This window comes from Thermalbibacter longus, assembly GCF_023806485.1.
Lineage (GTDB): Bacteria > Chloroflexota > Chloroflexia > Thermomicrobiales > Thermomicrobiaceae > Thermalbibacter > Thermalbibacter longus.
Genome location: NZ_JAMSLR010000001.1, coordinates 397,501 through 419,086, shown reverse-complemented (window position 1 = coordinate 419,086; position 21,586 = coordinate 397,501). Strand labels below are relative to the sequence as shown.

The following is a 21,586-nucleotide window of genomic DNA, read 5'->3' as shown; positions in this document are numbered from 1 at the left end:
GAAACGGGTTACCCCTGGGTGATCCGCTTCCACGCCCTCGGTAGGTTTCAAGCCCTCATAGGTACTGTCGAAACCGTTCGGCACGGCTCGGTCCAGCGCCTTCTCCGTTGTTTCAAGCCCTCATAGGTACTGTCGAAACAACACACTGCAGGGCATCGTTCGCTCCGGTTCTCCCCGGTTTCAAGCCCTCATAGGTACTGTCGAAACCTTGACATCGCGCGCCTCCTCTCCTCGCGACGCAGTAGTTTCAAGCCCTCATAGGTACTGTCGAAACTTCACGTTCGCAGAGGGCGAGACACCAGACGAGGCGGGTTTCAAGCCCTCATAGGTACTGTCGAAACCCACCGGGGCCTGCGCCAGCGGCTCGGGCTGGCCCTCAGTTTCAAGCCCTCATAGGTACTGTCGAAACCACGACCTGGGCGACCATCACAGCGTTGGCAACCAATGTTTCAAGCCCTCATAGGTACTGTCGAAACATGGCGATGGGGCCCTCTGGGGCGTGCAGCCAGCCGAGTTTCAAGCCCTCATAGGTACTGTCGAAACCTGCTTTGCAACGCCTGCCCAGCGGCGCTGATAGCGTTTCAAGCCCTCATAGGTACTGTCGAAACAGCAGGCGACGAGAGGCACTAGCGGAGCGAGAGAGGTTTCAAGCCCTCATAGGTACTGTCGAAACGCGCGCCTACGCTACGCGTGCTCTGTACGCGTAGACAGGTTTCAAGCCCTCATAGGTACTGTCGAAACTGCGAGGTCGTGGGACGTCCACTGTTCAGCCATGCTGGTTTCAAGCCCTCATAGGTACTGTCGAAACGATAGGTTGCGAGAGCCGTGCAGCTCGGATGGTCGGTTTCAAGCCCTCATAGGTACTGTCGAAACGCGAAACGATTCGCGATATCGTCTTCGCTCGCTTGGTTTCAAGCCCTCATAGGTACTGTCGAAACCGCTTCAGCGCCCGCCCCCCGATCGCCCAGACGTGGGTTTCAAGCCCTCATAGGTACTGTCGAAACGGTGTGCGCGGGCTGCGGCCTGTCGCGGCGCAGCACCGGTTTCAAGCCCTCATAGGTACTGTCGAAACACGGGTGACGGTGAGAGAGAGGAGGCACGACATGGGTTTCAAGCCCTCATAGGTACTGTCGAAACGCGGCTGTTGGGAGAGGGGCAGGCCGGTGCTGACGAGTTTCAAGCCCTCATAGGTACTGTCGAAACCGGCCAGCCGTACGGGCAGATCGCGCTCACCAAGAAGTTTCAAGCCCTCATAGGTACTGTCGAAACCGCCGGAAGAGGATGGCCGGATACGGCGGGCTGCCGGGTTTCAAGCCCTCATAGGTACTGTCGAAACCTCCGCCGAGACGCTTTCCTGTCTCTGGGAAGGTGATGTTTCAAGCCCTCATAGGTACTGTCGAAACTGGGGCGAGCCGACCGTGAGCGTGAACGGCACAGGATGTTTCAAGCCCTCATAGGTACTGTCGAAACGCGCTCGACCTGGTCAAGGCGGATCTCGCCGAGATGTTTCAAGCCCTCATAGGTACTGTCGAAACAATCGGAGGGTCACGTTGTCAGGCATGACGACTTCAGTTTCAAGCCCTCATAGGTACTGTCGAAACCGTATAGCTACTAGGTTCCGAGGAGCTAGCGATCCGGGTTTCAAGCCCTCATAGGTACTGTCGAAACGGTTACCTATTTCCGCGCTAATCTCACCGCCTGGGACGGTTTCAAGCCCTCATAGGTACTGTCGAAACCTGAGTGCCGCATGAACGACTCCCGGGGATCGCCGGTTTCAAGCCCTCATAGGTACTGTCGAAACGGGTATTCGAGATGGGGGTACATCCTGCTGTCCTAGTCCGTTTCAAGCCCTCATAGGTACTGTCGAAACACCGGCAGCGCCTCACGCGCCGGCTGGGCGTCGACGAGTTTCAAGCCCTCATAGGTACTGTCGAAACGAATTCTGATCAGTGGCGCAGACGCGTTCGTGACGTTGTTTCAAGCCCTCATAGGTACTGTCGAAACTGCGGTGACGTTGTGCCGGTGGTGCGGCCACATGTCGGTTTCAAGCCCTCATAGGTACTGTCGAAACCCCGGAACGATCCTGCCTGCGTGACGAAGGCTGTGTAAGTTTCAAGCCCTCATAGGTACTGTCGAAACCCGGAGTGGGCCCGGGTAGTCGATGTGGAGGTGCGTTTCAAGCCCTCATAGGTACTGTCGAAACCTCGGAATCGACTGACTCTGGCGGGCTCTCGCGAAAGTTTCAAGCCCTCATAGGTACTGTCGAAACCCGGATGCTGCCGCGCCAGCTCGACCGGCAGCGCCTGTTTCAAGCCCTCATAGGTACTGTCGAAACCTCTCCCGTGGCTATCAGTACTACCGCGGCGGCATTGTTTCAAGCCCTCATAGGTACTGTCGAAACTCGCGATCACCGCCTTGGGCACCACGCCCAGGCCGTGACTGGTTTCAAGCCCTCATAGGTACTGTCGAAACGGTCCACCACCCCGCAGCGGTGGCACGTGACCGTGGTGTGTTTCAAGCCCTCATAGGTACTGTCGAAACCCACGGCGCAGGCGACTGACGAGACAGGCAACTCGATGTTTCAAGCCCTCATAGGTACTGTCGAAACCGGGACGAACCAGTTCTCAGCGAGCTTCATCTCCGTTTCAAGCCCTCATAGGTACTGTCGAAACTGGTGGTCTCATGACCATCTCCTCTGTCCATGACTGGTTTCAAGCCCTCATAGGTACTGTCGAAACCAGTGGGCGGTCGCGTTCTCCAGCGAGGACAACGTCAACCCGTTTCAAGCCCTCATAGGTACTGTCGAAACTTGATGAGATCCTCCGAGAAGACGTTGAACTTGTTGGTTTCAAGCCCTCATAGGTACTGTCGAAACACGCTCTGGATCATGGCGTTCGCTCCCCTCATGCCAGGTTTCAAGCCCTCATAGGTACTGTCGAAACAGGTAGACTTTTCGGATTGAACTTCGAAATTATCCGCGTTTCAAGCCCTCATAGGTACTGTCGAAACCGTACCTTCGGGTCGCTCTCGCTCCCGCAGCGGAAGACGCGAGTTTCAAGCCCTCATAGGTACTGTCGAAACGCTGCGGCAGCGCCGTGTCCAGGTCTGCCGGGTCGGTTTCAAGCCCTCATAGGTACTGTCGAAACTCGGGTTCCGGAACTTCGACTTCACGTTCTTGGTGATGCGTTTCAAGCCCTCATAGGTACTGTCGAAACAGGCATGCTTTGGTCACTCCGCGCGCCGTTGCAAGTTTCAAGCCCTCATAGGTACTGTCGAAACTGTAGCCGCCGTCGGCTGGCGGCCGTCGATAGTAGGTTTCAAGCCCTCATAGGTACTGTCGAAACACGGCCAGGTAGGCGAACGGCCGTTCGGACGACCGGAGAGGTTTCAAGCCCTCATAGGTACTGTCGAAACACGGTTGGACAGCTCACATGGGAGGTGACCCAATGAGTTTCAAGCCCTCATAGGTACTGTCGAAACCGCAAATCATTTCGCCCCTGCGTTCGCAAAACTCGGTTTCAAGCCCTCATAGGTACTGTCGAAACTCTGAGAGAGGAGGAACCATGTCGAGCAGGGCGGCGTTTCAAGCCCTCATAGGTACTGTCGAAACGTTGATCCCCGGATGGCAGTTACACTGCGGGAAGAGAGTTTCAAGCCCTCATAGGTACTGTCGAAACAAGGGTGGGCTTGTCCCGATCACCTGATCCCGCTGTCGTTTCAAGCCCTCATAGGTACTGTCGAAACGAACGGGAGCGGGCGCACCTTGACGCCTGTCCCCATGGTTTCAAGCCCTCATAGGTACTGTCGAAACCCAGCCAGATCCGCGCCAGCATCGGGGTCTCGTCACCCGCAGTATAGCGGGAAATCCCGGCGCGCGCAAGCCCCTCTTCAGCCGTTTTTCGCGTGCCGACGGCGATCCAGGCTCCCCTCCGCCGTGCGTCGACCCCCCGGGGTTTGTGCACGATTGGAGGTCGACGCAGCCGCACGTGCCCCCATTCGCCGTCCCCCGCGTGACCTGTCACACGAACTGGCTCGGCTCGTTTTTCACGACCCCGAGACAGACCCGCCGCGCAGCCGACGCCTGCGGCAGGACGTAGATCTGCACGCTGTCGCTCTGAGGATCGATCGCGCGCTCGAGCTCGTGCTGCAGGCGCCTGAGCTGCGCCGGACTCAACTCCCCTTCCAGCAAGGAGTTCTGCACCCAGGTCAAGTACCGCCGCGCGGTCTTCAACACTCGCCCGTTGCGTTCGACCGCCACGTCGTACGCGAGGATGACGTACATCGACGCCCCTTTCCAGTTGGTGTCCCTCCTCCTCGGCTGGGCGCTGTGCCGTCCGCGCGGGCCGCCGCGCCCGGCACGCGTCGCTTCGGGGTCACAGTCGTCGACCGCTCGCTCGGCCAGCGGTCGACCGCTCCCCACGGGAGGACTGATGCCGGCATCTAGGCCGTAGCGGGTCTCCGCGCCGACTAGCTGCGGAGCACGAACGGCGAGTAGGGCCGGTCGCCCAGCAGGTGCTTCTCGATCTTGTATAGCTCCAGGCGGATCGTCGTGCGGTACGACACGGAGCGCTTGAGCACGGGGTGACGGTAGGTCTCCTGCAGCGTCTTTTCCCACTCCTCGACGAACAGCCGGCGCCCATCGTCGTCGAGGAAGACGCCCTCAGCTCCGGTGACGAAGTGGCGGCGCTGTAGTTGTCCCCGGTTGACCAGACGGAAGATCAGCCGGTCGACCAAGACCGGCTTGAACACCTCGGCGACGTCGAGGTTCAGCGTATGCCGGCGAAAGTTCGTCTCGTGCAAGTAGCCGATGCGAGGGTCGAGGTGAGTCTGGTAGATCTGGCCGAGAACCGCCGTGTAGAGCAGCGAGTTGCCGAAGCTGATCAGCGCGTTGGTCTCGTCGCGCGGCGGACGCCGGCTGCGCGGGCCGAACGGGAACTCCGCCTCCATGATCGCCGGCCATGCCGCGTAGTACGCCTCGCGCGCGTTGCCCTCGATCGCCATCAGCCCGGCCGGGCTGGTGGCCAGATCGATCCCGGCTGCTAGGCGCTCGATTTCGGTGAGCGGCCCCTCCACTGGAACACCGCGCCGGCGGTAGTACCTCAAGACGCTCCGCAGGTTGCGCAGCGACCCGTGGACGAAGGCGCGCGCGAGGGCGAGCCGCCGCTCGACGTCCAGGTAGTGCTCGGCCTGGCGCAGGACGAGGTACCCGCTCATGAGGTGCTCGCGCGGGTAATAGGTGCCCGCGTAGAAGCCGTACCGGTTGAAGACGTGCAGCAGGATGCCGTGCGCGGTGAGGAACTCCAGAAACCGCTTGTTCAGGTCGACCTCGCTGAAGCAGTACAGCTCGGACACTTGTTCGACCGGCACGTAGCGTTTGCCGGACTCGGTCTCGAGCACGATCGTGTTCTGGCTCCGTCCGAGCGTGCCCGAGGAGAACAGATACACGGGTTTCACGCGCCCTCCGATCCGCCCTCTCGCCTGTCTCGCCGCCGAGACCGTCGTTGCTGACCCGACCCCGCTTCTCCGTCCGCTGGCTCGTCTACCCAGCAGAACTCGTAGTACGCGCAGTTGGCGCAGGCCGGAATGGGCACTGCCGGCGGGGGAACCGGCAACCTCAGCAGTGACTCCACCTCGCTGACCGCGGCTTGCACCGCCGACTCGAGCTCTGGGGTCAGCTCGACGGGCTCGACGATCCGCTGTTCGGGATAGCGAAGCTCGCCACGCGCCGCCACGCCCGCCTCGCGCAGGCGCAGCAGGTAGTAGCCGAGCTGGAGCCGCTGGGCGTGTTGCATCCGCGGCGAACGCTTGACCTCACCGACGAGCAGGGCGTCGCCCTCACGCGGAGTGATCAAGTCGACCTTCATGCCCGGCAGACTGAGCTCTCTGCGCTGCCGCTGGTACGCCGTCTCTTGGAGCAGGCGCCCCAGCGCCAGCAGCTCGTGATCGCGGTACGGCTCGATCGCATGCCCCATGAGCCAGGCCTGCCGCCGGCAGATCGCGACGTACCAGATCAGCGTGCCACTTACAGGAACTGGCTGATCTCCCATTTGAACCCCGTCTGCGCGTCGTAGAACGATTCCAGTTCCTCCCTCCTGACGAGCCGCGGGTCTTCGCGGTCGTGGAAGAGCGGTCGTGGCAAGTTGCCCAGGGCACGACGCAAGAGCGGCGTGACCGTGTACAGTTCGACGGACGGCCGCAGGCGACGCAGCGCGAGACGCCGCTCGTTCGGGTCGGGCAAGCGGTACGCCGCGCGGAAGGACTCGAGCACCGCGGTCGCCTGCTCGTCCTGCTCGACGAAGATGCTTAGCGTCGGTGGCTCCTCGATCAACTGGAAGCACCGGATGGGCAGGCTGCTGCCGCGCCGGCAGTCGACGCCGTCACGGTCGTAGTCGAGCCGCGGGAAAGCCCCCAGGAGGCGCTGGGCCCGCTCCTGGGCGACGCGCTGCTCGATCGTGCCGAAGTACGCCTCCAGGATCCGCTCGACCTCCCGGTCGACGAGCGGCTGGCGGAGGACTTCTCGAGCCGCGTCCAGCAAGACGCGGCCGTAGACCAGGTGCCCCTGCCCCTCGTCGAGTCCGACGATACGGAGAGGGCGCGGCCCTGTGGCCTCGAGCGCGTTGCGGTTGATCCGCCCGGCGACTTGCACGAGGGCTTCCAGCGGGCCCCACTCCCGCCATCCGGAGTCGAAGTCCACGTCGACCCCGGCTTCGACCACCTGGGTGGCCACGAGCACGACCGGCGCTCCGCGATCCAGGAGCTCCCTGATCTGTTCGAGCCGAGCCTTCCGGTCTCGGGGCGTGACGTTGGTGGAGAGGTAGAACAGGTGCGGCAACCCCAGGCGTCGCAGCGCATCGAAGAGCTCGAGCGACAGCCGCACGCTGTTGACCACGATGAGCTGGCTCTGCCCGGCCTCCGCCGCCACGGCTTCGCTCAGCTCAGCCACCGTCCGCGGCTCGGCGGGCGTCAGGACGACGCGGGGCGGGTAGCCGTGCAGCTCCGGCGCCAGCTCGAGCGCCCGCTCGCGGTCGACGAGCGCCGGCTGAGTGGCCGTCATCAGGACGACCGTCACACCCCACTGCGGCAGGTCGTCGAGGACAGCGCGGACGAGCGGCCAGTAGCGAGCGTCGAGGGCCTGCACCTCGTCCAGGACGAGGATGGCTCCCTGTGCGAGGGTGTGGAGCTTCTTGAGCATCCGGTTCTGGTAACCGATGAGCGTGTGGAAGACCTGGACGAACGTCGTGAGCACGATCTCGGCGTCCCACGATTCGACCAGGAGCAGCGCCTCGTCGACGTCCAGGTCTTCCTCGCCTAGGGCCACTGGGAGGCTGGACGACGCGCTCGACGGCGGGGCGGCGCTCGCGGGTGATGCGAGCGGCGCGAGGTGGTGGTGGGCCACCATCACGTCCGCCGGGTCGATCCCCGCGCCCGTCAAGACGTCGCGCACGACCTCGGCCGTCTGCTCGACCAAGTTGATGAACGGCAGCGCGTAGACGATGCGCGGGCTCACGCCGAGCTCTCGCTCGACCCGCCCGCGCAGCTTGAGTGCGGCGTTGAGGACGGCGAGCGTCTTCCCAGCGCCGGTCGGCGCGGTGAGCGTCAGCAGCGCGGGATAGAGCCGGCTGAGGGGCTCGCTGCGGATCCGGTCGTCGACCGCGCGGTAGAGCGCCTGGCGAAAGCTGGCCAGCGGGCTATCCTGCGGCAGGCCCAGGACGAACCGATCCACGAGGTCGGGCGCGAGCGCGCGCCGGGGAGGCTCCTGGTAGCGGGCAGCCAGCTTCTTGTCCGCGTCGATAAGGGCCGAGAAGAGGATGTTGGTCTCCCAATACCGCTGGCGCGCGGCCGGGTCGAGGCCATCGTATTCCCCCAGGTAGCTCAGGTCGAGCGCCTCCTGAGCCAGGTGCCGCAGCGTGTCCCACACCTCCCCGTCGAGGAACGAGGCCGGATCCGGCAGCGCGAGTGCCCGGCACAGCGCTGGCCAGCTCTCCCGCGCGGCCGACAACTGGGCCGGCAAGGCACGCAAGGTGCGGCGCAAACCGAACCGCTCGACCGACGGGAAGTCCGGCGGGTCGATATCGCTCGGGTGGGGCAAGAGCTCGCGTGGCGTGCGGAGGGGGCCGTGGTGCCGCGCGACCGCGACGAAGACGGCCAGCGCGTCCCAGTCGCGCGCCTCGGCCACCCACGCCCCGTAGAGGGCCCCGAGGTAGGCATGGTTCGCCTCGGCCCCGCCTCCGTCCTGGCCCCGAAGTCGCGCCTGGAAGAAGGGGGTCGCCTTGCCGAGGTCATGGACGCGCCCCGCCAGCTCCGCCGCGTCCGCTAGGGCTAAAGGAGCGAACCGACGCGCGAGCGCCCCGACCCCCCGGAGGTGGTCGACCAGCAGCTCACCTTCGTGCGCCAACCAGCCTTCGACCGCCATCCTTACCCGATCAGCCCCCAACGCTCCTCTCCCAGTTCCAGCCAGGCGCCGCGATACTGACAAGCGATCGGCGTCCCGCTCAGCTCGACGAGCAAGTCGCGCGCGGCTTCGAGCCGGCGCTCCGCGCTCAGCCTGATCGGGTAACGGTCGCGGGAGAGCCGTTGACCGTCGACCACGCTCAGCGCGGCAACCGCGTCCGCGTAGAGCGCGCCGCAGTACAGTGCCCTCTCCTCAGTACCCTGCTCGTGGTAGCGAGCGTCGATCACCTGGACGTCCTCGATCCAGCCGAGACAGTACGCGGTCCCGAGCGTCGGCGGATAGACCGGAGCGCGGAGCCCGGCAGCCAGCTCTCCGGCACTTGCCTGCCGACCCGGCAGGAGCACGACCTCGAACCCCAAGGCGTCGTCTAGAGTGCGAGGCAGCAGGAACTGGGTCGGAATCTGTGTCCGCGGTTCTAGGCCACGCAGCTCGCGGTCGGTACTGTTGACCACTTTCAGCGCGTTGATGCCCTGAAAGACCGTGCGCGCCTGCCCCCTCGGCCGCACGGCCACGCGGAGGTCAGCCAGCACAGCCGGGTATTCGGCACGGGAGAGGCCCAAAGCAGCCCCGACGATCCCCCGGATGACGGTCGGCGGCGGGATCGGGTAGGTGAGCGACGACGAGTTCGTGTAGAAGCGGCGGAAGTGCGCGAACTTCCCCCGCAGGGTGAACCGGACGACCTGCTCCATGGCCGACCTCACGCGCGTACCATCGAGAAGCCATCGAGCGCGCGCAGCAGTTCCTCGCCGCGGACGTTCAGCTCGTCGTGCCGCCAGTACCGGATACCGGCGATCTGGTCGCGATAGCGCATCAGACGGTCGACCAGCGGCTGGAGATCGAGCACGTACTCTTCGATGCTGCGCCACCGCTCGACCGGGAGCTCTTCGCTGACTGGGAGCAGCTTCAACCCGTCCCGGGGGTCGCCGAAGGGCGGCGAGTGGTCGCGCCAGTCGACCCTGACGTACAGCCGCGGCGTCTGCCCCACCTTGCTGCGCGTCGTCGCCTCGCTGGTCAAGCAGCGCAGTAGCCCCTGTTCGAGGGTAGTTAGGTCCGCTGGCGTCATGCGCGTGTGGCGGGCCCGCTGGGAAGCCACGTGCCCCCAGAAGCCGATCAGCGCGTACAAGAGCCGCCAGTCCTTGCCGATCGTGCCGTATTCGCCCTTCTCGCCACCGCGGCCAGCGAAGGTCGAGGTGATGCTGTTCGACGGGTTGAGCTCGACTTCGTGGAGCGAGTAGCCCCAGGCGAACTGCACCGGCCCCGTGTACTGCTCGGAGAGACCACGGCCGCCGTCCTCGGCTTTGATCGGGAGCGTCGCTCCGAACAGCCGCACGTCGATCAGGCGATCGAGGAACCAGTCGCGGAACCCGGCCTCGTCGCGGGTACGGCGCCCGGCCTGTTGCCCGGTTTCCTGCGCATACGCCTGGCGCAGGTCTTCTAGCCGGGTGGAGGCGTCCAGCCGAGTCCCGTCCTCGCGCGTGCGCACCCACACGTCGAGCCCTTGCCCGATCCAGTAGTCGCGCAGGTAACGCTTCAGCCGCACATCGCTCACCAGAGCGCGTCGCGTGAACGGATCCATCCGCGGCCGGTTCTCGTCGTCCGGGTCGCCGTTCGGGTTAGTGAGCTTGGCATCGTACAGGAACACGATGTCTGCGTTTCGGATGACGCCGTCGTCCATGACACTACCTCCCATCTCTCCAGCCGATCCGTGCTCGTTCACTCGCACATCTCACGAGGCAGCCGGTTGAGGTCTCGAGTCGGCCGCCGTGGCATCCCGTTGCCCGCCGCGCTGGATGATCCGCCCGGTCTCGTATGCGTATCCGGTGAGCAGATAGTAGACGTTCTCCTGATCGGTCAACCTCCACTTCGTTCGCTCGGCGGCCAGCAGGAGGCTGGCGATCGAGTACAGGAGCTCGTTCTCGGCCGGGTTGTGCTCCGTTAGGAGCCGGTACTGGCGCATCTTGTCGAAGAGCTCGGTGGCGAAGGTGAGGACTCGCGGTAGCGACATGCCACTGTAGTTGAGCTTCTCCAGCACCGGTTTAGTGCCGCCGTCCGAGTCCACGAACTGCCGATGGGCCACCCGGCCCAGCAGGACGCCCAGCAGGAAGAGGGCCCGCTCTTGGGCGTTGAGTTGGAGTCCTTCCACGGCACTGCGATACGGTTCGGGTATCTGGTGATCCACGGCCACACCCCCTCTCGTGACACAGCCGAGATCCGCCAACAACAGTCGAAGAGCGAGCGTCCGGTTCAGGAACTGTCTCAAGGCCGCGTCCACCTCTCGCTGGGACGCCGTCTGTCTTCCCCAGCGCTCGGGCACGAGCCAGTAGCCGACGTGCTGGCTCGCGATCGCGCGCGCTGCTTCCAGGAAGCTCGCCACGAGGCTGCGCTCGTCGACCGGCTCCTGCTGGAGGAGCTGGCGCACGAGCGTGAGGGCCGGGCGGACTTCGGGAGCGCCGCGCTGGCGGCGGAGCGGGAGGACGTACAGCAGGTCGCGCAATCCACCGATCCAGCCATCTCGCTCATGTGCAAAGGGCCTCGCCCACTCTTCGCGCTGCGCGATATCGTTGAGCCGGTTCATGGCGACGATCACCGCCTGGACGCGCGAGGGCGGCACCTCCGCCACCACCTCGCGGACTTTGACCGCCATGTTCTGCTTCTCGTGGAAGAGCAGGGTGAGGTAGGCGTAGAGCTGGGAGCGCTCGCGGCCGGCGCGCGCCAGGTCTTCGGGCGCGCGGCGCAGCTCCCGCAACCTATCGAGTTCCGTCGCTTCCTGTCGCACGAGGGCAAGCCGTCGGACGACCGCCTCGTAGTTCATCGGGGCGTCGACCGCGAACTCAGGGATGACGAACACCGGCGTCTGAAGCAACCTCGTCTCGAGCTGCTGTTCCAGCAGCCGGTCGCCGAGCAGCAGGTCGAGGTAGCAGTCCTGGCAGACCACGTAGCAGCGGGTGAAGCCGGCCTGGACGAGCCCGGAGGCGAAACTGGTCTTGTCGATGATATAAGTCTTGATGCGGAAGCGGCGGAAGTCGCTGGTCACCGGGCGCTCTCGAGCGCAGAGGTGGCAGTGACCCAGCGTTGCCTCAGCGAAGGGACGCTCCACGAGGTACCAAAACACGTAGCGGCGATACGCCGGTTCTTCCGCCAGCGGGCGACCGTCGAGCGCCAGCGTGAAGTAGGCGACGTCGCGGCCCCAGGAGAGGAGCGAGCGCAGCGACCGCGCGAGCGCGTCCGAGCGCTTCTTCGGCTCGAGGCGCTCGAGTGCCTGCCAGGAGACGCTGAGCCTGCCGGCCGCGTCGGACGTGAGGTACTCGGTGGTCGCGACTGCCGGCGGTGGCTCCAGTCGGAAGCCGTCTAGGTCGAGCAGGAAGCGCGCTCGCCGGTCAGTCCCCTGCCCGAAGTCACGGAGTGCTGGCTTCATAGGAGTGAGGACGGGTTCGAGCTCGGCTAGCCGAGCCGGAACGCCGGCGCGCTCGCCTAGGAGAAGGCCGTGAGCGAGGCCGACGAACACCAGCCCGAGCAGGTGCCGCAAGTCGCGCACGGTGACGTCCCGCACGTCCCCACCCGGTTCTGACTTCATCAGGTTGAGATAGAGGAACCGTCGCAACGCGGCGCTCGACGCCTCGACGAGCACGTGGCGGAGCAGGCGCTGAGCGGGGTAGACGTCGAGGACGGCCAGGTAGCGCTGCTGCTCCACACCGTCGCCGGGCTCCTCGTCGTCGGAGGCCAGGGCAAGTTGCTCCACGACCTCCGCTGGGTCGTCCGGCAGTGCCCGTCGGACAGACTGGCCGAGCGCGCGGATGCTCTGGATCATCGCTGCTTCTCCTCGTGCGTGTGTCGTGACTCGCGCTGGGGTTCGACGTCGACGAAGCCGAAGCCCTGGCTGTTCTTGGCGCCTAGCCCGGCATGGAGCGCGAGCCAGAGCATCGGCTCGGGCCCCTCCAGCCGGAAACTTCCTGCCCAGGCTTCGATCCAGGTGCCCTTGTACTGCTCCAGACGACGGTTCCGCGGCCCGATCCCGAGCGGGCGGATCTGGATCGGCTCTGAGCAGGGCAGACGAAGGATCTCCGCCTTGCGCGCAAGGTTGGCGGAGACGAGCTCCGCGAACTCGCGGGCGAGCGGGTTGTAGTACTGCGTCCGCCGACGCCCGTCCTGCTCGACGGTGCGGTAGACGGTGATGGGGGAGAGCGTGCGTACTACGAGCGGCGGTTTAAGTGGAGGGTCAGACAGCGCAGCAACCTCTTGCACGGCAAACCGCAGCGTCGCGATCTGGGTCGCTCCGTTACGCAGCAGGCCTTCGGCCAGCGCCTGCACGAGATCCGCCGCAGGTGACGCGAAGCGAAACCAGACTGGCCCACCGACGCTGAAGCCGTCAGCTCGCTGGTAGGTGATCGAGCCGCTGAGCTGGGAGAAGACGAACGGCTTCACGGGCCGTCGCCCTTCCCAGTAGCGGCCATCGTGCAGGGCGTCCGCCAGGGGCGACGGCAGGTTGCGGTAGATCACCGCTTGCAGCGCCTCTCGATAGTTCGGCGGCAGCGTCCCGACTTCGACCGGTTCCAGGCGAATCTCGAGCCGCATGGGATGCACCCTCCACGATCGGTGCCGCAGCGGTACGGCACCGAACCTGATGCTCCACGCTCGATGGTCACACTGCCTGAGTATAAATCGGCTCCCGGCAGGCGCAAGACGGCCTGTGACCCGCACTGGGCAGCCCGCCCGGATACCCCGCGATCACAGCCTAGCCCGTCGACGGGAAGACAGGGGTTCCCCAGTCTCGGCCCGTGCTCGAAAAGCAGAAGCCGGACGCCATCTGGGTGAGTGGTGCCCAGCAGGCCATGTAGCCGCTCGCGGCGAGTGGCAGGCACGCCGCTCGCACTCTGGCGGCACATGCCCGCTTTCACGTTGTTTTGACGATGACTCGCTAGCCTGAAGACGGTGGTCGACGCTGGGGCCGAACCCGATGCACGCGGTACGCTGCACAGGCTGGGCACTCGCGGAGGTTAGGCGCAAGCCGGCGATCGAGAGTCACAGCCCAGATGGCGGTGGGCACGCGTCTCCGACCTGGCCACGAGGCATGTGGCCATTCCGTCACCGCGGGCAACGGTCATCCGGCAGCCCGACCGCGCGATGATCGAATCGCCAGGCACAGAAAGGAGTACACCATGCCAGCGGAGGAGAGCAAGGCGGTCATTCGTCGCTTCTACGAGCTTCTGAAAGAGTACTGGCGCACAGGAAACGTCGATCTCTTCGACGAGGTCGTTTCGCCGTCAGTCGTCCACCACGGTCCCGGGTTGCCTTCGGACATGGCCGGCCTCAAGCAGGTGCTTCCGATGTTTCGCGCCGCCTTCCCCGACATGCGCGTCACGTTCGAGGAGATGATCGCCGAGGGCGATGTGGTCGCAGATCGCATAACCGTGCACGCCACTCACCAGGGCGAGATGATGGGCATACCAGCTAGCGGCCGGCGCGTCCGCTTCACCGAGATACACATAGCCCGTGTCGAGGGCGGAAAGATCGTGGAGCGATGGAGCGAATGGGATGAGCTCGGTCTGCTCCAGCAAATCGGTGCTATCCCGAGCCCCGCCGGGAGCCGATCGTAGCTGCCCAGTCAGCAGGGGAGGGGGCTGAATCCGGTGGAGGTCGTCCAGCATCGAGCTCGATGTTCCGCTTGTGTGGCCGCTGAAGTTGGTCTCCGATCTCCCTGCTGAGCGCGCCCTCTCGCGCTCGACACCAACCCGCTGAAGCCTCGCGGCTCGAACCAGCACGCCGTCTTGCATGCGCGCGACCGAGCAAGCGCCGGGGCGAGGCTGTTCGCCCCGGCGCGACTCATCCCTCGCTTCGTAACCGGTTACGATGTCCCTGGCGAGCGTGTGGGACAGAGACGCAGCTCGGCGGGATACGAGAGTCGTAGCCGCTGCTACAATCGTACGGCAGGGCAGCCGAGCGGCACGGCGGAGGGCACGGTGTTCTCCCGGTCTCCACAGTCGGGCCTGGACCCGCAGCGAGCGGCGGCAGTCGAACTCAGCCTGGTCATCCCGGCGTACAACGAGGAGGCTCGACTACCTGCCACTCTGGAAACCGTCGTTACCTATCTCTCATCACAGCCGTACTCGTGGGAAGTAATTATCGCTGACGATGGCAGCGAAGATCGGACACCGCTCATCGCGGCCGACTGGAGCCGTCGCGAGGGGCGCGTGCGCCATCTCCGCCTGCCGCACCAGGGTAAAGCCGTGGCTGTTCGGGAAGCGATCCTCGCATCTCGAGGCCGCATCGTCATCTTCACTGACGCCGACCTCTCCACTCCGATCGAGTACCTCGAGCCTGCCAGCGCGCTGCTCCATGACGGATGGGATATCGTGATCGGGTCGCGCGAGGGAGCCGAGGCACGCCGGATCGGAGAACCACTGCACCGTCACTTGATGGGGCGCGTCTTCAACCGGATCGTCCAGCTCCTGGCGCTGCCCGGTGTTCAGGATACGCAGTGCGGTTTCAAAGGTTTCCGGGCCGACGTGGCGCGTGATCTCTTCAGTCGCTCGCGGCTCTACCACAATGGAGCTCGACCGGTGCGCGGGCCGCTGGTGACCGGCTTCGACGTCGAGATCCTCTACCTGGCGCGCCGTCGCGGATATCGACTGGCCGTGCTCCCGGTCGTCTGGCGCCACGTCGAGGGCAGCAAAGTGCGCCCGGGCATCGACGCGCTCATCATGCTGCGCGACGTCGTCATGGTGCGACTGAACAGCCTGCGTGGCCGCTACGATCGATAGAACGGGCACGGGCTGCCCGAGCTCGGCGAGCGTTTGGTTCCCAGCACCTTTTCCAGCGATGAAAACCGGTTCACCCGAATGGTGAGAGCCGTCCCGGAGGCATGTTGGGGGTCAGTGGAGGAGGACGGCATGGCGATCAGCGAACGCGACCGGCTGGTCCTACCGCTCTTGCTCGCGATCATGCTCCTGGTTACGCCGGGCACCGCGATGGCAGCGCCCGGCGAGTTCGATCTGGAACGAGGCGCGTGGCAGTCGACGCGGGTCGACCCCGCGCAAGAAGGCGACGCGCTTTCGGAGTGCCTGGACCGCATCCTCCGTAGTTCGCGGTTGGCCGGAGCGCAGATCGGGATCACGGTGCGCGACGCCGAGACCGGGGAGGTGCTCTACGCGAGGGGAGACGAAGCTCGTCTGGTTCCGGGCTCGACTCAAAAGCTCCTGGTCGCCGCCGCGGCGCTGGAGATCCTCGGTCCGGACTACCGCTTCCAGACGACCGTGCTGACCGACGGAGAGCAGCGGGGCGAGATTTTGGCCGGCAACCTCTACTTGAAGGGTACCGGTGACCCTACGATGCTTCCGCGACGCTACGAGGAGCTCGCCGCGGTGCTGGCCGGTCACGGCATCCGTTCGGTCGAGGGAAAGTTGATCGCTGACGACACCTGGTTCGACGACGAACGCCTGCATCCCGACTGGTCCTGGACAGACGGTAGCTCATCGAACGCTGTCGAGATCTCCGCGCTGACGGTCGCCCCCGGCCAGGACCTCGACATCGGCACGGTGATCGTGGAAGTACGGCCTGGCGCCGAGCCCGGGGCTCCGGTCGATGTCGCTCTCGTGCCGCAGACGGGCTACGTCACCGTCGAGAACCGAGCCATCACTGCGCCAGGCGGAACCCAGGAGAGCATTGCTGTCGAGCGACGCCGGGGGACGAATGTCATCGTGGTCAGCGGCCGCCTTCCCCAGGATAGCGACGGTACCGCAGAGTGGGTCGCAGTTCGCGAGCCCACCGGCTACGCGACCGCCATCTTCCGCGATGCGCTGGCTCGCCAGGGTATCGCTGTCCAGGGAGAAACGAGCTTCGGTCCGACGCCCGCCGGTGCTCGTGTGCTGGCGCAGCTCGAATCACCGCGGCTCGCCGATATCGTCATTCCCTTTTTGAAGCTCGGAAACAACGGGATCGCCGAGATCCTGGTGAAGACGATGGGCCGCGAGCGACGCGGCGAGGGGAGCTGGGAAGCCGGGCTCGAGGTTGTTGAGCAGTACCTCGCCTCAGTCGGCGTCAACGTGGCCACGCTCCGCCTGCGCGACGGTTCGGGAGTCTCGCGGCTCAACCTGCAGACCGCTGGCGAGCTCACGTGGTTGCTGTTCGCCGTTCAGCGCGAGGATTGGTTTCCCGCATTCTATGAAGCGTTGCCGGTAGCCGGACCACCCGACCGCATGGAGGGGGGAACGCTGAGCACGCGCTTGCGGTTCACCGCCGCGCAGGGCAACCTGCGCGCCATGAGCGGGACTGCGCCCGGAGTTTCGACGCTCAGTGGCTACGTGACGAGTGAAGGTGGGCAGCGCCTGGTCTTTACACTACTGATCAACAACTATGTGGGAGAGCCACCGAAGAGCATTGAAGACGCCGTCGCGGTGACGTTGGCCGAATTCAGGCCGTCACCGGGGACGAAATCTCGGCATCGATGAGTTCCTCGATCAGGCGCCCCACGAGCCGGTTCGCCAGCACCACTGGCCGCCCGCTGGCCTCCGCCATGATCCGCTTCATGGCTCGAGTAAAGCCCATGCAATCGAGGACGATCAGGTCGACCCCCTCTTCGGCAAGCGTCCCGGCAATACTGGCTAGCTCCGCTTGCCCGGTATAGGGCGAGGCGGACGCGCCCACGAAACGCCGACCCGGAAGCGCCCATTTGCGCTGCATAGCCTCGTACTGGCCCGGATGGGGCATCACGACACCGAGCGTCCCCTCGGGCAGGAGCGCGTTCACGGTGTTCACCAGAATACGATCCGGGTAGAGGATCGGCACCGGAGCATGCAAGTTGGAGAATGTCCCGGTACAGAGGACGACAAGGAACGCCGCACCCGCACGCACGGCGTCATCGGCCGCACGGTGCAAATACGGTAAGAGCCGTTCCTTTGCAACGGTGACTTCCTCACCGGATCTCAACCTGGTCACCAGGGGATGCTCACCAGCAGCCGGCTCGAGCGCAGCGATCTCGGCACGGTTGAGCTCATCGAGAGCACCGTATTGCCGCGCCCACGCTGGGCTCGCCCCGAACATCGAGTCGAGGATGTCGGGGCGCGGAGATTGTCCGATCGTGAGGAAGCCGATCGTAGCCATGTGCAACTCTCCCAGCCTGGCATTGTCAGGTTCGCCTTACGCTTGCCAACTCGCATACAAATGCATGGTATCATGAGACTGCCAGTGCGGGAGAAAGGTCATGGTAGAGTCGGATACCGACTCCTAGCCGTAGTACCTTGACGGGCAGCAAACGGGGTGACGGGTGAGCGAGCACGCTGCCAAGCGACTCGACGAGATCGATCGAAAGATAAAGGATGCGATCTCATCGTTCGAGACTCAGATCGGGGAGCTGCGCCAGCATGCCGCTGCCCTGCTCGAAGAGATCGAGCGCGAACGAACGCGCGTCCAGACGCGTATCGAGGAGCTTTTGATCGACCAGCCAGAGGGCGGCGAGGACGAGCTGCAGCGCTTGCGCACAACGGAGGACCGGCTTACGGAGAACCTGACCCGCGCATCGACGGTGAGCCGGCAATTGAGTGACTTTCTCCAGCTCCTCAGCATTACCCGGCAGCAATGGGGCGAGGCTGGGTCGCTACCGGGGCTGGAGGCCGCGCAGCGACTCACTGTCCGCCAAGCGATGATTCGCGCTCAAGAAGATGAGCGTCGAAGGCTCGCCCGCGAGATCCACGATGGCCCCGCTCAGGTACTCGCCAACGCCATCCTCAGTGTTCAGTTCGCGGCACGCGTCCTGGCCCGAACCCCCCAGGGAATCCCAGACTCGCTGCGCGAGGAGCTGGAACGGATCGAGCAGGTGCTGCGTGATGGCCTCAGCGAGACCCGCCGCTTCATCGTCGACCTCCAACCCACTATGCTGAAAGAGCAAGGCCTGCTGGTCACGCTGCGCAGCTATATCGAGTCGTACCGGCGGCTCTTCCCTGGGCAAATCGAACTCGATCTGCCGGACTCGCTCCCGCCACTGACGCCGGAGCAAGAATTGGCGATCTTCCGGATTATCCAGGAAGCCCTGCACAACGTGCAGCGCCACGCGCGGGCTAGGAGAATCGGGCTAAGGATTTCTGTCGGTCCTGCCGAAATGGTTATCATGGTGGAGGACGATGGTCAGGGATTCCGCCCGTCCGCTGTCGCCTCGACCTCCGCCGGAGGCTTTGGCCTGCATGGCATGCGGGAGCGCGCAGAGGTTATCGGGGCCCAGTTGACGATACGGAGCGAGCCGGGTCAGGGAACGACCATAACGCTGGTGGTTCCGCTCGGATCGGCAAGGGAAAAGTCGCAGGCAGCGGCGCGGGAACTCCCGCACGCGGAGCACGCGGAGAAGGAGCGGGTTGGATGAACCGAATCGACATCCTCATCGTCGACGATCACCCGCTGTTTCGCAGCGGCATTCGCTGGAGCCTCGAGCAGGTGCCTAATTTCCGGATCGTGGGCGAGGCAGGTGACGGGGGCGAGGCGATTCGGCTAGCCGACGAGCGATCGCCCGATGTGATTCTCGTGGACCTCAGCCTGCCAGGCATGAACGGGCTGGAGGTGGCCCGGGCGCTGAAGCGGCGCCAGCCCCAGGCCGGTGTCATCATCCTCACGATGCACCAGGACGACGAGCAACTCTTCAACGCGATCCGGGCGGGAGCTTCGGCCTACTGTACTAAGGATATCGAGCCATCGGACCTGATCGAGGTCATCACCCGGGTCGCCCGCGGCGAGTACCTGATCAACGAGATGGTCCTCTCCAGGCCGTTCGTCGCCTCGCGCGTGCTCGATCAGTTCCGCGAGCTCTCACGGATGGATCGCTCCTCGACCGGCTTCTTCTCCCCGCTGACCCCACGGGAGATCGAGATCCTGGACTGCGTGGCTCGCGGGCACAGCAACAAGGAGATTGCCCAACTCCTGAACATCAGCGATCAGACGGTGAAAAATCACATCACCTCGATCCTGCGCAAGCTGGCAGTCAACGATCGTACGCAGGCAGTCATCTATGCCTTGCGCCACGGCTGGATCCGCCTGGACGAGGAGACCGAGTCCGGCTCCGACACCTCCACGCTCGGCACGCTCTCGCGAGAGCGTAACGGGCGGAGCTAGTTCCTCCACGAGGCGAGGTACTCTGATAGCATCGCCCGGCGCTAGCGCCGGGCGAACTGCCGTTCCAGCTCCTGCTGGCTGAGGTGCAGCATCGTGGGACGGCCATGGCCACAGGCCCGCGGCGCGGTGCACTCCTCGAGCTGTCTGACCAGCTCCCGCATCTCGGCTAACGTTAGCTCCTGGCCCGCCCGGATGGCCGAGTGACACGCCGTGCTGATCGCCAGCGCCTCCAGCCGGCTCGTGCCGCGACCACCGCTGGCCAGCTCATCCAGAATGGCGAGCAGCGTCGTGTTCGGCGACCGGCGATGCATCACTGCCGGAACAGCTCGGATGGCGACCGCGCTCCCCCCGAACGGCTCGAGCTGGAAGCCGAGCTGCCGCAACTCCTCCTGGTAGTCCTCGAGCACGGCGAGCTGGGCCGAAGTGAGCTCGACAACCAGCGGCTCTAGGAGCACCTGGGCGTCCACCGCCGCTCGCTCGTACTGCACCATGAGCTGTTCGAGCAGCACGCGCTCGTGGGCAGCATGCTGGTCGATCAGATACAGGCCGTCCGGCCCCTCGGCGATGATGTACGTGCCGTGCAACTGGCCCAGTACCCGCAGCACAGGCAGCAGCCGCTCACCGCTCGCGCTGGAAGATGGGGTTGGCGAAGCATCAGTATGTAGCTTCTCTTCGGCTTCGACCCTGATGACCGGCCGCGAGACGCGGGTGGGGTCTGCCAGCACGAGCCGGCGCTGTACTGCCGGCGGGGAAAGCGGGCTGAAGCTGACCGAAGGCACGCTCTGCGCCGGGACATGCTGCGCGAGCGTGCGGCGGACAGCCGCTTGAACCGCGTTGAACACCGCGCGCTCGTCGGAGAAGCGAACCTCTCGCTTCGTGGGATGGACATTGACGTCCACGGAACCCGGCGGGAGCTCGAGGTGGATGACTGCCACTGGATAACGCCCGACCATGATCAACGTGTGGTACGCCTGCTCCACGGCCACCCCCAGCGGCCGGCTTTCGATCCAGCGGCGGTTGACGAAGAAGAGCATCCCCAGGCGGTTGCTGCGCGTGAGAGTCGGCAGGCCGACGCAGCCGTGCACCTCTAGCCGAAGAGGCCTGGCCTGATCCCCGAGGTCATCGGTCGGCTGAATCGGTACCATCTGTGCGGCCGCCTCCGCGCCGAAGACCCCGACGAGCACGTTCTCCAGACTGCCGCTCCCATCGGTGGCGAGAACGGTGCGCCCGTCGACCACGAGCTCGAAGCGCACTTCCGGGTGAGCCAGCGCGCAGGCACCGACCACCCGCTGGATGTACGCCGTCTCGGTACTCTCCTGCCGCAGGAAGCTCCGCCTGGCAGGCACGTTGGCGAACAGGTCGCGCACGGTGACGACCGTTCCCGGCGCCGCGGCGACCGGCTCGAGGGCGGTGCGCCGCCCGAAGACGGAACGCAGCCGCACGCCATGCACGGCGTCAGGTGGGCGGCTGATGATCTCGAGGTCACTCACGGCCGCGATGCTGGCCAGCGCCTCGCCGCGGAAGCCGAACGTGCGCAGGCTGGCCAGATCCTCGAACCGGCGAAGCTTCGATGTGGCATGCCGCTCGATCGCGAGCGGCAGATCCGCGGCGGAGATGCCGAGACCGTCATCGCGCACCCGGATGCACTCGCGACCACCAGCCGCAATCTCTACCACTATTGAGCGGGCACTGGCATCGAGCGCATTCTCTACCAGCTCTTTGACGACCGAGGCTGGCCGCTCGATGACCTCGCCGGCCGCGATCTTGCCGATCGTCGCCTCGTCGAGCACCTGAATCGCCATCGCCGCTGCGCCTCCTGGGCGCGAGTATAGCAGCGCCCGACGAAGACCAGCGTGCGGGTCTGCGCCTTAGCGCTGGCGAGAGCGCTTGCCGCTGGCGTACCCGATTGGTAGGCTCGGGAGAGCATGCAGATCCGCCGGGTCACAGCCCACCCTGCTGAGCCAGGACGGGCTGGTCGTGTGAGAAGGTGAGCGACCGGTTTCAGCTCCGCGACGGGCAGCGTTGCCCTTAACGGGTAACACC

General features: G+C 65.0%; 15 protein-coding genes and 1 CRISPR repeat array (1 of these 16 cut by a window edge). Of the genes, 5 read left to right on the top strand and 10 right to left on the bottom strand.

Annotated features, from left to right (window positions below):
* A CRISPR array of direct repeats spans window positions 1-3,811; the repeat unit is 30 nt; unit sequence GTTTCAAGCCCTCATAGGTACTGTCGAAAC; it reaches 424 nt to the left of the window's first position.
* A gap of 207 nt (window positions 3,812-4,018) precedes the next feature.
* From cas2 to cas6, 8 genes are all read right to left on the bottom strand, one after another.
* On the bottom strand, window positions 4,019-4,282 hold the full coding sequence (cas2, locus tag NET02_RS01845) for a CRISPR-associated endonuclease Cas2 (RefSeq protein ID WP_284055666.1): 264 nt from the start codon (window positions 4,280-4,282) through the stop codon (window positions 4,019-4,021).
* A gap of 185 nt (window positions 4,283-4,467) precedes the next feature.
* Window positions 4,468-5,454, bottom strand: coding sequence for a type I-B CRISPR-associated endonuclease Cas1b (gene cas1b / locus NET02_RS01840; protein ID WP_284055665.1), 987 nt, complete (start codon window positions 5,452-5,454; stop codon window positions 4,468-4,470).
* Window positions 5,451-6,047 (bottom strand): CRISPR-associated protein Cas4, encoded by a 597-nt coding sequence (gene cas4, locus NET02_RS01835; protein WP_284055664.1) that lies wholly within the window; start codon window positions 6,045-6,047, stop codon window positions 5,451-5,453. Before cas4 ends, cas1b begins: the two co-directional genes overlap by 4 nt.
* Window positions 6,023-8,413: a CRISPR-associated endonuclease Cas3'' gene (locus tag NET02_RS01830; RefSeq protein WP_284055663.1), complete on the bottom strand. Its 2,391-nt coding sequence runs from the start codon at window positions 8,411-8,413 to the stop codon at window positions 6,023-6,025. Before NET02_RS01830 ends, cas4 begins: the two co-directional genes overlap by 25 nt.
* Before the next feature lie 2 nt (window positions 8,414-8,415).
* Window positions 8,416-9,141, bottom strand: coding sequence for a CRISPR-associated protein Cas5 (gene cas5 / locus NET02_RS01825; protein ID WP_284055662.1), 726 nt, complete (start codon window positions 9,139-9,141; stop codon window positions 8,416-8,418).
* A gap of 8 nt (window positions 9,142-9,149) precedes the next feature.
* Complete coding sequence (gene cas7b, locus NET02_RS01820; RefSeq protein WP_284055661.1) at window positions 9,150-10,127, bottom strand: type I-B CRISPR-associated protein Cas7/Csh2; 978 nt, start codon at window positions 10,125-10,127, stop codon at window positions 9,150-9,152.
* A 51-nt stretch (window positions 10,128-10,178) separates the two neighbouring features.
* Entirely contained in the window at window positions 10,179-12,260 is a 2,082-nt protein-coding gene (cas8b, locus tag NET02_RS01815; RefSeq protein WP_284055660.1) for a type I-B CRISPR-associated protein Cas8b/Csh1, read from the bottom strand.
* The gene (cas6, locus tag NET02_RS01810) at window positions 12,257-13,024 is read right to left on the bottom strand and encodes a CRISPR-associated endoribonuclease Cas6 (RefSeq protein ID WP_284055659.1); all 768 of its coding nucleotides are present in this window, start codon (window positions 13,022-13,024) and stop codon (window positions 12,257-12,259) included. Before cas6 ends, cas8b begins: the two co-directional genes overlap by 4 nt.
* 584 nt (window positions 13,025-13,608) lie before the next feature.
* On the opposite strand from cas6, the gene NET02_RS01805 reads away from it, so the two are divergent.
* The 3 genes from NET02_RS01805 to dacB all read left to right on the top strand — a co-directional run bounded on the left by NET02_RS01805 (window position 13,609) and on the right by dacB (window position 16,896).
* The gene (locus tag NET02_RS01805) at window positions 13,609-14,046 is read left to right on the top strand and encodes an ester cyclase (protein ID WP_284055658.1); all 438 of its coding nucleotides are present in this window, start codon (window positions 13,609-13,611) and stop codon (window positions 14,044-14,046) included.
* 363 nt (window positions 14,047-14,409) lie between these two features.
* Entirely contained in the window at window positions 14,410-15,210 is an 801-nt protein-coding gene (locus tag NET02_RS01800; protein ID WP_284055657.1) for a dolichyl-phosphate beta-glucosyltransferase, read from the top strand.
* Window positions 15,211-15,339: 129 nt separating this feature from the next.
* A complete protein-coding gene (gene dacB, locus NET02_RS01795; protein ID WP_284055656.1) occupies window positions 15,340-16,896 on the top strand; it encodes a D-alanyl-D-alanine carboxypeptidase/D-alanyl-D-alanine endopeptidase in 1,557 nt (518 codons plus the stop codon).
* Here dacB and NET02_RS01790 read toward each other — a convergent pair.
* The gene (locus NET02_RS01790; protein ID WP_284055655.1) at window positions 16,859-17,548 is read right to left on the bottom strand and encodes an AroM family protein; all 690 of its coding nucleotides are present in this window, start codon (window positions 17,546-17,548) and stop codon (window positions 16,859-16,861) included. The genes dacB and NET02_RS01790 overlap by 38 nt on opposite strands.
* A 163-nt stretch (window positions 17,549-17,711) precedes the next feature.
* On the opposite strand from NET02_RS01790, the gene NET02_RS01785 reads away from it, so the two are divergent.
* Together NET02_RS01785 and NET02_RS01780 are read left to right on the top strand one after the other, a co-directional pair.
* A complete protein-coding gene (locus NET02_RS01785) occupies window positions 17,712-18,800 on the top strand; it encodes a sensor histidine kinase (protein ID WP_284055654.1) in 1,089 nt (362 codons plus the stop codon).
* A complete protein-coding gene (locus NET02_RS01780) occupies window positions 18,797-19,543 on the top strand; it encodes a response regulator (protein WP_284055653.1) in 747 nt (248 codons plus the stop codon). Before NET02_RS01785 ends, NET02_RS01780 begins: the two co-directional genes overlap by 4 nt.
* Window positions 19,544-19,584: 41 nt before the next feature.
* Here NET02_RS01780 and mutL read toward each other — a convergent pair whose 3' ends face one another.
* The gene (gene mutL / locus NET02_RS01775) at window positions 19,585-21,345 is read right to left on the bottom strand and encodes a DNA mismatch repair endonuclease MutL (protein WP_284055652.1); all 1,761 of its coding nucleotides are present in this window, start codon (window positions 21,343-21,345) and stop codon (window positions 19,585-19,587) included.
* Between the last annotated feature and the right edge of the window lie 241 nt (window positions 21,346-21,586).

Excerpts from the sequence above, each read along its gene's own strand:
- dacB (WP_284055656.1), top strand. The coding sequence starts at position 15,340 with ATGGCGATCAGCGAACGCGACCGGCTGGTCCTACCGCTCTTGCTCGCG.
- NET02_RS01780 (WP_284055653.1), top strand. The coding sequence starts at position 18,797 with ATGAACCGAATCGACATCCTCATCGTCGACGATCACCCGCTGTTTCGC.
- cas8b (WP_284055660.1), bottom strand. The coding sequence starts at position 12,260 with ATGATCCAGAGCATCCGCGCGCTCGGCCAGTCTGTCCGACGGGCACTG.
- NET02_RS01830 (WP_284055663.1), bottom strand. The coding sequence starts at position 8,413 with ATGGCGGTCGAAGGCTGGTTGGCGCACGAAGGTGAGCTGCTGGTCGAC.
- cas6 (WP_284055659.1), bottom strand. The coding sequence starts at position 13,024 with ATGCGGCTCGAGATTCGCCTGGAACCGGTCGAAGTCGGGACGCTGCCG.
- cas4 (WP_284055664.1), bottom strand. The coding sequence starts at position 6,047 with ATGGGAGATCAGCCAGTTCCTGTAAGTGGCACGCTGATCTGGTACGTC.
- NET02_RS01805 (WP_284055658.1), top strand. The coding sequence starts at position 13,609 with ATGCCAGCGGAGGAGAGCAAGGCGGTCATTCGTCGCTTCTACGAGCTT.
- cas5 (WP_284055662.1), bottom strand. The coding sequence starts at position 9,141 with ATGGAGCAGGTCGTCCGGTTCACCCTGCGGGGGAAGTTCGCGCACTTC.
- cas7b (WP_284055661.1), bottom strand. The coding sequence starts at position 10,127 with ATGGACGACGGCGTCATCCGAAACGCAGACATCGTGTTCCTGTACGAT.
- mutL (WP_284055652.1), bottom strand. The coding sequence starts at position 21,345 with ATGGCGATTCAGGTGCTCGACGAGGCGACGATCGGCAAGATCGCGGCC.
- cas2 (WP_284055666.1), bottom strand. The coding sequence starts at position 4,282 with ATGTACGTCATCCTCGCGTACGACGTGGCGGTCGAACGCAACGGGCGA.
- NET02_RS01790 (WP_284055655.1), bottom strand. The coding sequence starts at position 17,548 with ATGGCTACGATCGGCTTCCTCACGATCGGACAATCTCCGCGCCCCGAC.